Source organism: Exiguobacterium sp. N4-1P (assembly GCF_002214325.1).
Genome location: NZ_CP022236.1, coordinates 2,536,925 through 2,550,875, shown reverse-complemented (window position 1 = coordinate 2,550,875; position 13,951 = coordinate 2,536,925). Strand labels below are relative to the sequence as shown.

Here is a 13,951-nt window from a genome sequence, read left to right as displayed (position 1 = left end):
AACGTCGTTCCTTCATACTAAAGAAGCAGTCTGATGTGTTAGGAAAGGGGTAGTGACAGATGGATCAACGTCAAACAGAAGAACAAGCCGATTTATTAGCCCTGCAAAAGTTTCAGCATAACTTCGAGAACAGCTTAAAGTCGAGCGTCATCTACATTTTACGGGATGGGGCGCTGACGATTGGTGAGATTGAACAGCGAATCGATCAGTCACACAGTCAGATTTTAGAGCAACTTCAAGAGTTGATTGAAGATGGACTCGTGATTCAGCAAATGTCAGAAAAAGTTGATGGATTAGCTTACTTTTTGACAGTTCCAGCAGAAGATTTAATCAGACAATTTAAAGAGTCCATCAAATGGAGTAAACAACACATTACCTTCTAATAAAAAAGGTCATCTTCGAGCTATCAGCTTGAGGATGACCTTTTTTTATTTTGTGGAAATTATATGGGTATAAAAGGCTCTTAAATGAATATGGATTTTTATGGGATATTAAGTAATGAAATAAAATTACAATATAAATTAAGAGATTGAAAATAAAAACGGCTTTAATTTATATTTTTAGAGGTAATTAAGCATTAAAAATACTAGATATTAGGTACTATACTTCTATTACAATTGTAAAAAAATGTATTTTTTATTAGTAAAACCCTGCATAATGATGGGTGTAAGGTAATTTTTCTCAAGAAAAGGAGTGTTCAAATGAACAAGAAAACGCCTGATTTCCGAAAGAAGATGAACCGACACCACAGAAACCACACCAAACGCTTGATCAAACTACTCACAGCCTCCTCACTGGCACTATCCCCAATTTCATTTACTTACACCAAGACAGAAGCATCTGAAAAAAAGTTTCAGCCGCAACAGCAACAATTTGCCTCATCCATTAAAAATTCATTAGCACTTGCTCCAGTAAATCGAGTGAGTCTAGCGGATGTACAATTATTGACAGATGTACAAGTCCGAGCGAATTTAACAGAACAATTAGAAAATTATAATTTAGCACTTGGTTTAACGGGCCGAGGATTGGCCGATGCAGAAATTTTGTCGCCAGAACGTGTCGCCGTCTTTAATATTCCGGATCTCGCGGGCAAAATGACGGCGAACGGCAATGCCGACGTGAGCGTAGAACTATTGCCAATCACACTGGAAGACTTGCCGACGCTTAAAGGTCAACTTGATCCTTTAACGACGAGTGTCAATGGCCTTGTCGGAGATTTGGTCACTGAAATTGACATAATTTTAGACAACCCGCTGACAAGCCCGCTTTTAAATGTCCAAGGATTAAATGAACTAGAAGATGCGTTGGCTGCACTCAATAATTTGGACGTAGCATTGTCTGATTTGCTTGACTACAATGGGCAGGCCCCGGTGACTGTCAATGCTGATGGCACGATCGTTGTCAATTTCAGCGATGGATTAGGACAACATCTTGAAACTGCAGTCCAGCAAGTAGTGCAACAAGCGCTACAAGACTTAGTGGATGCAATTACGAATCTTCAATTGACGGGAATATTAGGATCATCACTGAACTTTGTGCTAACTCCTGTAAAAGAGTTGTTACCATCTGTTAATGGCTTACTAACAGCAGTCGCGAACGATACGGTCAACTTATCGAATGAACTAGTCGGCGTTCAGGTTCTTGGACCGACGACGGTCGACTTAAATGTGCTCGTCGACAAGCCAGCGGGTGTTGATGGTGAAATTGTCGTTACGGGATCAGCCGTCAGCACTACAGCGATTGATGCTGAGTTATTAAGTGATTTAGATGGTCAAACGACGATTGTGTTTGATGAAGAAGGCGATGCGGATGCTGACGCCGATGCGGATGCTGACGCCGATGCGGATGCTGATGCTGACGCTGACGCTGACGCCGACGCCGATGCGGACGCTGATGCGGATGCCGACGCGGATGCTGACGCCGATGCTGATGCTGATGCTGATGCTGATGCTGATGCCGATGCCGATGCTGATGCCGACGCGGATGCGGATGCGGATGCTGACGCGGACGCTGACGCCGACGCTGACGCTGACGCCGATGCGGACGCTGATGCGGATGCCGATGCCGACGCGGATGCTGACGCTGATGCCGATGCCGACGCTGACGCTGATGCGGATGCCGACGCGGATGCGGACGCCGACGCGGATGCTGACGCTGACGCTGATGCGGATGCCGACGCCGATGCGGATGCTGACGCGGATGCTGACGCCGACGCGGATGCGGACGCCGATGCTGACGCCGATGCTGATGCGGATGCTGACGCTGATGCGGATGCGGATGCGGATGCGGACGCTGATGCTGATGCCGATGCCGACGCGGATGCTGACGCCGATGCTGATGCCGATGCGGACGCTGACGCTGACGCTGATGCCGACGCGGATGCTGACGCTGACGCTGATGCTGATGCTGATGCGGATGCGGATGCTGATGCTGATGCTGATGCTGACGCCGACGCCGACGCCGATGCGGATGCGGATGCCGATGCGGATGCTGATGCCGATGCAGACGCCGACGCCGATGCCGATGCGGACGCCGATGCCGATGCGGATGCTGATGCGGATGCGGATGCTGACGCTGATGCCGACGCGGATGCCGATGCCGATGCGGATGCTGATGCGGATGCGGATGCTGACGCTGATGCCGACGCGGATGCCGACGCGGATGCGGATGCCGATGCGGATGCCGATGCCGATGCGGATGCCGATGCTGATGCTGATGCTGATGCTGATGCCGATGCGGACGCCGATGCCGATGCGGATGCCGATGCCGATGCTGACGCTGATGCGGATGCCGATGCGGATGCCGATGCTGACGCTGATGCGGATGCGGATGCGGATGCCGATGCGGATGCTGACGCCGATGCCGATGCGGATGCCGACGCTGATGCGGATGCGGACGCCGATGCGGATGCTGACGCCGATGCTGACGCGGATGCGGATGCGGACGCTGACGCTGATGCGGATGCCGATGCCGACGCGGATGCTGACGCCGATGCCGACGCCGATGCAGATGCCGATGCGGATGCTGATGCTGATGCTGATGCTGATGCTGACGCTGACGCGGATGCTGACGCCGATGCGGACGCCGATGCGGACGCCGATGCGGATGCTGACGCTGACGCGGATGCCGATGCTGACGCGGATGCCGATGCTGACGCGGATGCCGATGCTGACGCGGATGCCGATGCGGATGCGGACGCGGATGCCGATGCTGACGCCGACGCCGATGCGGACGCCGATGCCGATGCGGATGCCGATGCGGACGCGGACGCTGACGCTGATGCCGACGCGGATGCTGACGCTGATGCTGATGCGGATGCCGATGCGGATGCGGACGCTGATGCGGATGCGGATGCGGACGCTGATGCGGATGCGGATGCGGATGCTGATGCTGATGCTGACGCCGACGCCGATGCGGATGCCGATGCGGATGCAGACGCTGATGCGGATGCCGATGCCGATGCGGATGCCGATGCGGATGCCGATGCGGATGCCGATGCTGACGCGGATGCCGACGCGGATGCCGATGCGGATGCCGATGCGGACGCCGATGCCGATGCGGATGCCGATGCGGATGCCGATGCGGATGCCGATGCTGACGCCGATGCGGATGCCGATGCGGATGCTGACGCGGATGCCGATGCCGATGCGGATGCCGATGCGGATGCCGATGCGGATGCCGATGCGGATGCTGATGCTGACGCGGATGCTGACGCTGACGCTGATGCCGATGCGGATGCCGACGCCGACGCCGACGCGGATGCCGATGCCGATAAAGACGGGGATAAAGATCAAGACCATGTTGTTGTTCCAGCACCAACAAACAAACCAACCCGTCCAATCAATACGGGAGTGATCAGTAAACCGACGATGCCGTCGAACTTAGGGGTTGTACAGAAAAAAGCGTCTGTACTTTCGAAACCGGTAACCCGACCGATTGCAAGTAAGCTTCCGAACACATCAGAAAATCTTTTCCTTGTTTCAATGATGGGTATGTTGGCGGTAGTAACCGGATTGTTTGCAAAACTATTCCGTCGCCGTCCCCAGCAATAAGCAGACCGATTAAATAACAGTCATTGTAGCGGAGGGGAAACTCTCTGCTACAATTTTCATTATTTTTGAAGGGGTGACTTCGGATGGAATTGATGAACCGGATAGAACGAATCGAAGAACGAGTTTTCGCGCTAATGAAAGAAGATCAGGCAACTTACTTTTTAAATCAACGCCTCACCGTTTTTCTATCAGTCGGGACGAAGAAACGCCGTGCACGGGTCCATACATTTCGTGGGAAACGAATGGCGAGTATCTTTCAAAAAATCAAAAACTTCTTACTTGAACATCCCGTCGACTACGACTGGATTAAAGTAGATGTTGCAAAGAATTTTCATTTTTGTTCATTCGCAGAATTAAACGATCAACTTCGTGCAACACGTAAGAATTATTTTCGAAGAGGCATCGCTTTTGATGCTCGCTTCACGTGTGCTTTTTTAGAAGAAGAACTAAATGGGAATGCGATGTTGACGCCGGACAAGGACACGCCGGAACTCCGGGTGAATTTGAAGAACATGACACGATATGTTGAACAGCAGCGTCGAAAAATACCCCGCTTCATCTTTACGGATGAAACGAGCTGTATCTTGTTTGAGACGACGAGCGTCTTCAGTGAAGAGGAGCCGATCGTCATCGAAACGACAGGGACAGTGGAAAAAATCAGAGCCTCTCCACGCACCACTCCCTTTGAAATCAAAACGGTCGTCACGCAAGCGAGTGATTACTTAGCTCGCCAAGTTCAGGCGGATGGCCGCTTCATATATGGTTACTTTTCATGTTTTGACAAAACGATTCAATTTTACAACAGCTTACGGCATGCGAGTACACTTTACTCGATGATTGAAGCGTATGCAGTCCGACCGGACGTGACACTTCAACACGCAATCGATCGCGCGAAAAACTATCTCATCGAGCACTTGATCGTTCAACCGAACGAATCGGCCTATGTCGTCGATTGGGAGCAGGATGCGGAAATTAAGCTCGGCGCCAATGCCGCGGCGATCTTAGCGTTGACGAAATACATGACGACGTTCAAGTCGCGTCGCGAACTCGCGCTGTGCCGCGCCCTTGCGAACGGAATTGTAGGGTTGCAGCAGCCGGCAGGCAACTTCAACCATGTGTTATCGTATCCGTCGCTTGCACTGAAAGAGGCGTTTCGGATTATCTATTACGAAGGTGAAGCGACGTTTGCGCTGCTTCGTCTATACGAGCTCGATCGACAAGAACAGTGGTTGACGAGTGTGGCGCAAGCGTTCGACTACTTTATCGCGCACGATTACTGGAAGCAACATGACCACTGGCTCAGCTACAGCGTCAATGAACTGACGAAGTATGTCCCGGATGAACGGTACTATCGGTTCGGACTTCAAAATGTCGAACAAAAGCTTGATTTCATTCATCACCGCGAGACGACGTATCCGACGTTTCTTGAGTTGATGCTGGCGGCCCGCGAGATGATCGGCCGGATGCAAGCGGACGGGCAGACGGACTTATTGACGACGTTTCCGCTCGACTGGCTCGAAGCGACGATTGAACGCCGGATGCAGTATCAATTGACTGGTTTTTACTACCCGGAAGTCGCGATGTATATGAAAGTACCGGAGCGCATACTCGGTAGTTTCTACATCCGTCACCACTCCTTCCGCGTCCGGATTGATGATGTCGAGCATAATATCTCCGGGTACTGTCGTGCACTCGAACAAATCCGTCAGAAGGAGGTCGTAAAAGGATGAGACGACACGTCTCGACACTCTTGCTCATCATCGGTGTTCTCCTGTTAGGTTACGTCGGATATCAGAAATTCACGATTGATCGAACGTTGTCCACCGAACTGGAAAAGGCGAAAGCCGTTGTCGTGGAGGCGGAGGAACAGAAGAAGACGGCTGAACCAGAGGCAACGGACACGGAGGCGGTGCCGGTCACGTTTAAAGAAGGCGAGACGCTTGGTTTCTTAAGCATTAAATCGCTCGACATGGAATTACCGCTCCTCGAAGGGGTAACGGACAAAACGCTTGCGAAAGGAGTCGGGCACCACCCGGACACGGCTTTTCCTGGACAGGGTGACCGAATCTTCATCGCCGGGCATAACGATACGACGTTTTCAAAAATCAGTGAGCTCGAACCGGGTGATGAGGTCGAACTCTATTTGGCGGATGGATCATACCGCTATGTCATGCGGTCGAGTGAAATCGTCGACGATGAAGATACACGCGTCTTGGCAGCGACAGGAACGGAGTCGCTCGTCATCTCGACCTGTTACCCGTTTTATAACATTGCGAACAGTACGGAACGCTATTTGATTTTCTTAGAACCGATTGAGTAGGGGGAGACGGACATGACAAGAATCGGCATATTACGCTTGAACGATAAACCACAATTTCGTGATAAAATCGCCTGTGTCGTCGCAGCATCGATGGGGATTGAAGCGTTTTTCTTCCGGCCGCAGGATATCGACTTTGAGAAGCGGATGATTCGGGGGATGCACTTTTTGGATGACCGCTGGCATAACGGCTTGTGCGAATTTCCGGATGTCGTCTACAATCACTTACCGTTGACGGACGAGCAAAAAGACATCTTTTCGCGCTTGGCCGACGAGATTCCGTTTACGACACACCGGATCGGCAACAAAAACGTCGTCCTGAAAAAACTTGCGGCTGACGGAACGTTCAAACAATATTTGATTCCGATGCACCGGATTCGTGCGGGGAAGGATTTGATCGCTCTACTGGAACGGTACGGGAAAATTATTTTCAAACCGGCTAACGGCAAGCAAGGGCAACGGATTTATACGATTGAACAGGTCGGCCCGGATCAGTATACGTTCGATTATCTTTTACAAAGTAACACCTGTTCGACAGGACAATTGATCGACCGTATCGAAGAAGAGATTCAACGGAACCCGATGATTGTCCAACCGTTCATCGCTTCGGAAACCATCCACGGACATTCCTATTGTATGCGGATCCATGTCGCAAAAGGGGCGAATGGAACGTGGAAGCTCGTCAAGTTCTTTCCTTTCGTCAGTAACAACAAGCAAGAGTCCGTTAGTCACTTGAGTCACGGTGCCTTTTCGACGACACGGATGGATATCTTCATGAAGCAAAACTATCCGGAGCAACACGAAGAAATCTCCCGGCAGATTGTGTTGTTCGCCCGTCGCTTCCCGGCATATTTCGAGTCGTTTTATGATTACCCGCTCGATGCGCTCGGCATCGATGTCGGGATTGGAGCGGACGGGAAGATTTATCTGTATGAAGTAAACAGTCTGCCGGGGACGCGTTACGTTGAATTCCAGGCAGAATATTTAGCGATTCAGTACTGTGATTTTTTAGCGAAGCAACCGTACACCGCCAGCAATGGATTGAAGGCGGGCTGGATGAAACAGCGGGTGCGCGCTTAGAGAAGAGGTGACGTGTGAAGACGTTCTTGTTTTATTTGATGACGGCGGCGCTAGTCGTCATCATCCTTGCGAAATTCATGGTCCCGTTGCTCGGTTTTTTCGAGGCGGACGAACCGAAGCCGCAGACGGACCGGACGAGCCTGCGTCTCACGGAAGCCCAGCTAAAACAATTTGATCGGGAAGACCGGATTGGCGTCAGTTACGAGATGGCCGGACTCTCGCTCAAGACGCTTGCCGTCAAGCGGATGGACGCGACCCGTCAAACACCGCTCTTGCTTGTAAACGTTCAAAAAGAAAAAGTCCTACAGGTCGGTGGTGAGGCGAATCGTCTGCTCGCGATTACCGTCAAAATCAAAAATCAATCCGCCGATTCGATTGAGATCGCCCCGAAGCTCGGAGAATACGAAACAGATGGGCGTATCGTGACGATCGCCGATCAGTTTAATGCATTAAATGGAACGTATCAGAGTGGGGAAGAACGAATCGGAATTGTCTTCATTCCGACGACGGAAACGAAAATCAGACCGGGGCGGCTCCATGTATTTTATGAGACGGCGTCCGGGGATAAACAATTACGGATTTCCCTGGACGAAAGGGCAGACTAAAAAGATCTTACGCTCGATTTGAACGTAAGATCTTTTTGTTGTGTTTATTTTTGCGTGACACTAAACGCTTCTGGTGACTCGATGCCTGCTTTATTGACGGCTGTGATGATGAAGCGACCTGTCGCATCTTCCGGAAGCAGGAACGCTTTCCGTTCAATCGATTCCGTTGAACCGAGTTTTTTCCGTTTTCCATCTTGTTCTTGATAGATGTTATACGCCACGACTTCATCGTCTTTTGAAGCATACCAGTTCACGAAGCCACCGCTGATGCGGACGTTGGTGGCTGGTTTTGGTGGTGTGTTGACGGGATCGGATGCTTTCTCATCAAGCTCGGTGAACACGACGAGACGGTTGTCGTACGTCCCTGCATTTTGGTCGTACGTACCGATACACGTAATTAAGTTCAAGTTACGGGTGTCGGCAGCACCGAAGATTTTTTCGAGTGGGGCATCAAGATGATCATACTCGACGAGTTTCTTGACGCGGAAGACGAGCAGGCGTCCAGATTCATCTTTGATTTTAATAGCGTCACCTTTTTTAAGTTCATGCAGCTTGTAGAAGACGGCAGGACCGGTTTTCGTATCCGTATGCCCGTCGATGACGGCATTACCGATGTCACCTGGTCGTGGTCCGAATTTATACCACCCGACTTGTTGTTCATTTTTCGGAGTCCCCATCGCTCCTTTTTTATCGAGACCGACTTGTTCGATGTTCGTTTTAACGTCGAGGGCGTCGATCGTCAATGTCTTCGGAAGTTCGACTTCATTGGTTGAGAGGGTCTTAAATTCTTTTTTAAAGATTTCGGATGGTTTGAGTGGATCCTCCTGTGTCCCGGAAGAAGCCGCGGATTGTGAATCAGCTGTACCTTGCGTGATGTTCGTTTCTGTGTCGCTCGTGTTTCCGAATAATAAGAAAATCAGTGTGCCGACTGAAGCGAGCATCAGGACGATACTGATCGGGAATAACCATTTTTTCAAAACACGTCACTCCTTTCCGAGAGGAAGACCTCTCTATGTAAGAAAAAGGATAGTGCCGAGGGCGCTATCCTTTTTAGTATACCCGATTTCTTATGCGTTTTGACGTTTGCGTGCAACGACGATTCCAGCTGCACCGAGTGCAAGACCGAAGAGTGCGAGTGCACCTGTTGTTGCGTTGTTGCTTGTGTCGCTCATGCCGCCGTTACCTGTGTTCGGCATTGAACCTGGTGTACCGTCCATGAATTTCTCAGGAGATTGCATGACGATCGCGTTACCGAGGTTTTCACCGACACCGTACATGTAAGCATATGACTCGCGGAACGTATCGACTGATCCTTTGTAGTCGCCTTCCGTGTACTGCATGAACGTGTCTTGGACATATGTTTCATGGCCAGCGACTGCTTCTTGTGCTGCTTTCGTCGGAAGGTTTTCTTCCGTTGCTGCTCCGAGGAACGCACCGAAGTCGTTCGAGAACATTTTAAGCATGTCTTGAGCGTCAGCCATCATTTTTTTGTCATCGTTGATGGCTGCTGTGACGAGGTTTGCTTGTGCTTCGATGTGATTTTTCGTCCAAGCTTGCTCGAACTGATCTGCACCGGCTTCACCGTAAATTGATTTGATTGCGGCTTTGAAATCAGCTGTGTGCATGTCTTCCGCCCAGTTTGCAGCATCGTAGTCTTTCGCTTGATCGACGCCTGCCGTCATGCTGAGGTTCGCAAGAGCGACGTGTTCAGCAGCGAGGCTGTTGAGTGTTGACCGGAGGTCAGCGGCTTTCGTATCAGCTTTCGAGTTATCGAATTTCTCAGGCATCTGTGTCGTGATAGCGACTGAAAGTGCTTTCGAGATGTCATACATGCGGCTGTATCCTTCACGGAACGTGTTGTACGATCCTTCATAGTCGCCTGCTGCATACTCTTGGAATGTTTTATAGACGTCCGCTTCGTGAGCACGAAGGACTTCTTCATATTGTTTTTTCATGTCCATGACAGCAAGCACGAAGTGCTCAGAAAGCAATTGGTCGAGTGTCGCACGAAGATCTGCTGCTTTCGTTTTGACCGTGACGTTTTTTGCTTTGTCCTCATGCATCATCGTGTCGTCCGATGCGCCGCCTGATGCGAATGCCGCCGTTCCTGGTAATACGAGTGCTGCTGCCATTGCTGATGCTGCGAATTTTTTAGTATGTTTCATCTGTAATCATTCCTCTCAATTTTTAGTAGTTTTGGTAGTTTCTGTTTCATCCTTCTGAAAAGCCTACGAAGGAGTGAGGCATTTGGATTTAAAAAAGTTTTAAAAAGTTGAAAAAATCTTAAAACGTAATTTTGATGCGTTTCAGTAGTCGTTCTGTTTGCCGTTCTGTGTAGCTTACGCGCAAGGATATGAATTGGATTTAAAATTTGTGAAAGAATATCGAAAAATATGGGGAAGTGTTTTTTCTTTCCTTATATACACAATGCGAAATTTTTTTATATGTTGTTTGATTCCTCATGTTACACTTGGAAAAAGAGCAAACTTGTAGCTAAATCGGAACTATTTAATACCAGGTACTAATGTGCTATACTGTTCTTTAGACTGACTCAATGAAAGGTGATCAAGATGGTACAAAACCAAGCAGGAACGGGTCAACCGACACGTGAACGTCTGAAACGGCATCAAAAAGAGCCGAATCAGGAACATCAAGAAAACCCGGAGCAGAAGCAGCGTAAACGTCTTCGCGAGTATTCCTCTCGTCGTGTACCGATTCTTGTACGATTACTGATTGTATTGGTTCTCGTCGTGATTGCACTCGTCGTAGGCGCGATGGTTGGATACGCGACGTTTGGTGGTGGCGAAGCGATGGATGTATTGAAGCTCGATACGTGGACCCGCATCACCGATTTTTGGATGAAGGCTTAGATTAATCAGTGATTGGAGCTGTAGATATGTATACGATTGAACAGATAAAAGAAGTGATTCCGCACCGTTACCCGTTTTTACTCGTTGATCGGATTCTTGAAGTCGAGGAAGGTGAACGAGCGGTCGGCATCAAGAACGTCACGGCGAATGAAGAATTCTTCAATGGCCATTTTCCGGATTACAATGTCATGCCTGGCGTACTGATCGTCGAGGCGTTAGCGCAAGTCGGTGCATTCGCTGTACTGAAAATGGAACAAAACCAAGGAAAACTCGCATTTTTCGCAGGTATTGAAAATTGCCGTTTCAAACGTCAAGTCGTACCCGGTGATCAGCTCCGACTGGAAGTCGAATTGACGAAACTGCGTGGACCGATCGGTAAAGGGCGTGCTACAGCTACGGTCGATGGGGAAGTCGCCTGTACTGCTGAACTAACTTTCGCGATTAAGTGACCTGCTGATGAAACGCTGGTTGATCCCCCTTGCTATATCCTTACTCATCATTCCGGGTTGTCAGCGTGCTGACGTGGTGAAGACGGCTTCCCCGACGGTCTTCATTGATCCTGTCAAACGTGCCGGACAAACGGAAAACATTTCCGCTCAAGTCTCCTTGACGGAAAAGGACCGGATGCGCTTGACGATTCGAACGGCGAATGACATTCGTCTTGACGATCAACAAGTCGACATCCGACTCGATGTCGCCAATCAATCGATTCCGTTCCCGTTCGTCTCGTTCGAAGCGAAGAAGATGGGCGAAGTTCGGACCTATACGGCAGATACGACGATTGAAGAGGATATCTTTGATGAAGAACGACTCCCTGTGTTGATTATTGATGCGGGAGCCGGGCGTGGCATTGAGATTCCGCTCGAAATCGTCCGTTAAACCAAATGAGAAGCATACGAGAGCCACTTGGATTCCCCGGTTCTCGCATGCTTCTTTTTTGATGTTTGTGATGAAGATGTTAGGGAAACTAAATAAGAGTAGTACCTACTATACGTATAGGGAGGACTTGGATGATGTCTGAAAACCATCAAGCTGTCTTAACAGAACTGAATGCTTGCATCATGGCCTGCAACGCGTGCTTCGATGCCTGTTTGAATGAGGAACACGTCGCGCATATGACGGGCTGTATCCGACTCGATCGGGATTGTGCCGATATATGTGGTCTGCTCAGTCAAGCGATTGCTCGAAACAGTTCGAACGTATCTGTACTCGCGAAAGCCTGTATCGAGATCTGTCGTGCGTGTGCGAAAGAATGTGCCGGACATGATCATGACCATTGTCAAAAATGTGCTGAAGCGTGTGAAGCATGCGCGACAGCTTGCGAGCGACTCGTCTAAAAGTCGAGTGAACGGGACTGCTTTCTTCCTGAAGGGAAGGGGCAGTCTCTTTTTTTGAAAAAAAGATAATGCAATTTAAAGTTTTAGGTGGTTTATTTTTCCTGTATTGTTTAAAATTTAGGCAGAACATATTTTTAGAATGGAGCGAATACTTACATAATGCGAAAACTTAGCATGTCTCTTATTGCACTGGTACTGAGCTTTAGTGTCATTCTTCCGGTACAAGCAGCACCGGTGAGTTGGGACGTCACGGGAACGGGGACGAATCCGTACACCCTGACCTTCACAGGGGAAGGACTCGTCGATCTCGAATCAGAAACGACGCTCGTCTTCGAAGGCGAAGTGACGGGGAAAAACATCGATATCGCGAAAACACCGGTCGTGACGTTCACGGCTGAAACGGCACCGACGATCAATATCGTTGCGGTCGATCAATCGAAGAACATTCTCGTCGAGTTCGGACGTGTCGTGACAGAAGAACCGGCAGCAGAAGAACCGACGACGGAGGAGCCGGTAACGGAAGAGCCGACAACAGAAGAGCCACAAGTCGATCCTGCGACTGAAGAACCAGTAACAGAAGAGCCAACAAAAGAAGAGCCGACTAAAGAAGAACCAACAAAAGAAAAGCCTGTCAAAGCAACAACGGGAACAATCAGTGGAACCGTCTGGTATGACGAGAACATGGACGGGATTCGTCAAAGTGGCGAGTTGTTACTCGATGATATTCCTGTATTGCTGTTGAATCATGATGAAGATGTCGTCGAGGAAGTGTATACGAAGGAAGGCCGCTACACGTTCTCGAACCTGAAGCCGGGTGAGTACGACGTCGAGATGGACGGATTTGACATGGGGTATTACTACAACTCGCCTCAAAACGTCGGTGACGACCGACTGATCGATTCGGATTTAGATGAAGAGGACGGTTACCTTTATTTAAGGCTGAAAGCCGGTCAAACGGCAGAGATTGATGCAGGGCTGTATGGCGGTGAGGAAGAAGAAGACTTCTCAAACCTTTTGCTCGTCACAAACTTCTTTGACGCGGATGCGAATCAACGACCGGGCTATACAGAAACAGGCGTGCCTGCGACGTATACGGTGACGGACACGATTACGGGAGAAGACGTCTACAAAGAAACAGTCGGTGCGAATGAAGCGATGATGATTGAACTCGAACCGGGGACGTACTCGGTTAAAACAGAAGTGAAATCAGGGTATCTTGTAAAAGCGATGCATCATTTGGATTTAGATGCGTTGCTTGACTTCGAAGATTTTTCAGGTGCCATCACGAAAGCGGACATGAAAGCGATGGCTGAAGATCAGGGCGAAGAACTCGACGAAGAATTCCCGGAGCTCGAGGAATTCATGAAGTTGTTCAAACGAAAGCCGGTCGAAGCCACCTTTACGATGACGGAAGAAACGCTCGGCTTTTTCTTGGCGGCTGAAGTCGTCCGTGCTGAACCGGTCGAACAAGCGAAACCGACGCCGGTCAAAGCGGAAACGGAGCAGACGCCGGACGTGACCCGTTCGACCAAAATGTCTGGAACGTTGCCGCAAGCAGGGGAAGAAACACCATTCCCGTTTGCTGCGACAGGTGCCGGACTTGCAGTTGTCGGACTGTGGTTCCTCTTACGCCGAAACGGATAAAATGAAGGCCTTCTGAACGATTATGTTCGGAAGGCTTTTTCATGTG

The 13,951-nt window shown here is 49.8% G+C and carries 13 protein-coding genes; 11 read left to right on the top strand and 2 right to left on the bottom strand.

Going from position 1 to position 13,951, the window contains the following annotated elements; translation table 11 throughout:
* Nucleotides 1–59 precede the first annotated feature (59 nt).
* The 6 genes from A0126_RS12990 (at nucleotide 60) to A0126_RS12965 (ending at nucleotide 8,054) form a co-directional block, all read left to right on the top strand.
* Nucleotides 60–383 (top strand): winged helix-turn-helix transcriptional regulator, encoded by a 324-nt coding sequence (locus A0126_RS12990; RefSeq protein ID WP_088837952.1) that lies wholly within the window; start codon nucleotides 60–62, stop codon nucleotides 381–383.
* Nucleotides 384–701: 318 nt separating this feature from the next.
* Nucleotides 702–4,052 carry an adhesive domain-containing protein gene (locus tag A0126_RS12985; protein WP_088837951.1) on the top strand — a complete coding sequence of 1,117 codons (3,351 nt, stop codon included), beginning with the start codon at nucleotides 702–704 and terminating at the stop codon, nucleotides 4,050–4,052.
* Between the two features lie 83 nt (nucleotides 4,053–4,135).
* Nucleotides 4,136–5,782 (top strand): hypothetical protein, encoded by a 1,647-nt coding sequence (locus tag A0126_RS12980; protein ID WP_088837950.1) that lies wholly within the window; start codon nucleotides 4,136–4,138, stop codon nucleotides 5,780–5,782.
* Entirely contained in the window at nucleotides 5,779–6,372 is a 594-nt protein-coding gene (locus A0126_RS12975; protein WP_088837949.1) for a class D sortase, read from the top strand. Before A0126_RS12980 ends, A0126_RS12975 begins: the two co-directional genes overlap by 4 nt.
* 12 nt (nucleotides 6,373–6,384) lie before the next feature.
* Entirely contained in the window at nucleotides 6,385–7,449 is a 1,065-nt protein-coding gene (locus A0126_RS12970) for a YheC/YheD family protein (RefSeq protein WP_088837948.1), read from the top strand.
* A 14-nt stretch (nucleotides 7,450–7,463) separates the two neighbouring features.
* Nucleotides 7,464–8,054, top strand: a complete 591-nt coding sequence (locus A0126_RS12965; protein ID WP_088837947.1) for a hypothetical protein — start codon at nucleotides 7,464–7,466, stop codon at nucleotides 8,052–8,054.
* A gap of 44 nt (nucleotides 8,055–8,098) precedes the next feature.
* Here the strand turns inward: A0126_RS12965 and A0126_RS12960 are convergent, their stop codons facing one another.
* Nucleotides 8,099–9,031, bottom strand: a complete 933-nt coding sequence (locus tag A0126_RS12960; protein ID WP_088837946.1) for a class F sortase — start codon at nucleotides 9,029–9,031, stop codon at nucleotides 8,099–8,101.
* Nucleotides 9,032–9,121: 90 nt separating this feature from the next.
* A complete protein-coding gene (locus A0126_RS12955) occupies nucleotides 9,122–10,219 on the bottom strand; it encodes a copper amine oxidase (protein ID WP_088837945.1) in 1,098 nt (365 codons plus the stop codon).
* A gap of 405 nt (nucleotides 10,220–10,624) precedes the next feature.
* On the opposite strand from A0126_RS12955, the gene A0126_RS12950 reads away from it, so the two are divergent.
* The 5 genes from A0126_RS12950 (at nucleotide 10,625) to A0126_RS12930 (ending at nucleotide 13,905) form a co-directional block, all read left to right on the top strand.
* The gene (locus tag A0126_RS12950; protein ID WP_029331713.1) at nucleotides 10,625–10,924 is read left to right on the top strand and encodes a DNA-directed RNA polymerase subunit beta; all 300 of its coding nucleotides are present in this window, start codon (nucleotides 10,625–10,627) and stop codon (nucleotides 10,922–10,924) included.
* Nucleotides 10,925–10,950: 26 nt separating this feature from the next.
* Nucleotides 10,951–11,373 carry a 3-hydroxyacyl-ACP dehydratase FabZ gene (fabZ, locus tag A0126_RS12945; RefSeq protein ID WP_088837944.1) on the top strand — a complete coding sequence of 141 codons (423 nt, stop codon included), beginning with the start codon at nucleotides 10,951–10,953 and terminating at the stop codon, nucleotides 11,371–11,373.
* 7 nt (nucleotides 11,374–11,380) lie between these two features.
* Nucleotides 11,381–11,803, top strand: a complete 423-nt coding sequence (locus A0126_RS12940; RefSeq protein ID WP_088837943.1) for a hypothetical protein — start codon at nucleotides 11,381–11,383, stop codon at nucleotides 11,801–11,803.
* Nucleotides 11,804–11,934: 131 nt separating this feature from the next.
* Nucleotides 11,935–12,261, top strand: coding sequence for a four-helix bundle copper-binding protein (locus A0126_RS12935; RefSeq protein WP_088837942.1), 327 nt, complete (start codon nucleotides 11,935–11,937; stop codon nucleotides 12,259–12,261).
* Between the two features lie 159 nt (nucleotides 12,262–12,420).
* A complete protein-coding gene (locus A0126_RS12930) occupies nucleotides 12,421–13,905 on the top strand; it encodes an SdrD B-like domain-containing protein (RefSeq protein WP_088837941.1) in 1,485 nt (494 codons plus the stop codon).
* Nucleotides 13,906–13,951 lie beyond the last annotated feature (46 nt).

What these genes read in the sequence shown, in the direction of transcription:
- A0126_RS12955 (WP_088837945.1), bottom strand. Translation starts at nt 10,219, where the DNA reads ATGAAACATACTAAAAAATTCGCAGCATCAGCAATGGCAGCAGCACTC.
- fabZ (WP_088837944.1), top strand. Translation starts at nt 10,951, where the DNA reads ATGTATACGATTGAACAGATAAAAGAAGTGATTCCGCACCGTTACCCG.
- A0126_RS12935 (WP_088837942.1), top strand. Translation starts at nt 11,935, where the DNA reads ATGATGTCTGAAAACCATCAAGCTGTCTTAACAGAACTGAATGCTTGC.
- A0126_RS12970 (WP_088837948.1), top strand. Translation starts at nt 6,385, where the DNA reads ATGACAAGAATCGGCATATTACGCTTGAACGATAAACCACAATTTCGT.
- A0126_RS12950 (WP_029331713.1), top strand. Translation starts at nt 10,625, where the DNA reads ATGGTACAAAACCAAGCAGGAACGGGTCAACCGACACGTGAACGTCTG.
- A0126_RS12930 (WP_088837941.1), top strand. Translation starts at nt 12,421, where the DNA reads ATGCGAAAACTTAGCATGTCTCTTATTGCACTGGTACTGAGCTTTAGT.
- A0126_RS12985 (WP_088837951.1), top strand. Translation starts at nt 702, where the DNA reads ATGAACAAGAAAACGCCTGATTTCCGAAAGAAGATGAACCGACACCAC.
- A0126_RS12940 (WP_088837943.1), top strand. Translation starts at nt 11,381, where the DNA reads ATGAAACGCTGGTTGATCCCCCTTGCTATATCCTTACTCATCATTCCG.
- A0126_RS12990 (WP_088837952.1), top strand. Translation starts at nt 60, where the DNA reads ATGGATCAACGTCAAACAGAAGAACAAGCCGATTTATTAGCCCTGCAA.
- A0126_RS12980 (WP_088837950.1), top strand. Translation starts at nt 4,136, where the DNA reads ATGGAATTGATGAACCGGATAGAACGAATCGAAGAACGAGTTTTCGCG.
- A0126_RS12975 (WP_088837949.1), top strand. Translation starts at nt 5,779, where the DNA reads ATGAGACGACACGTCTCGACACTCTTGCTCATCATCGGTGTTCTCCTG.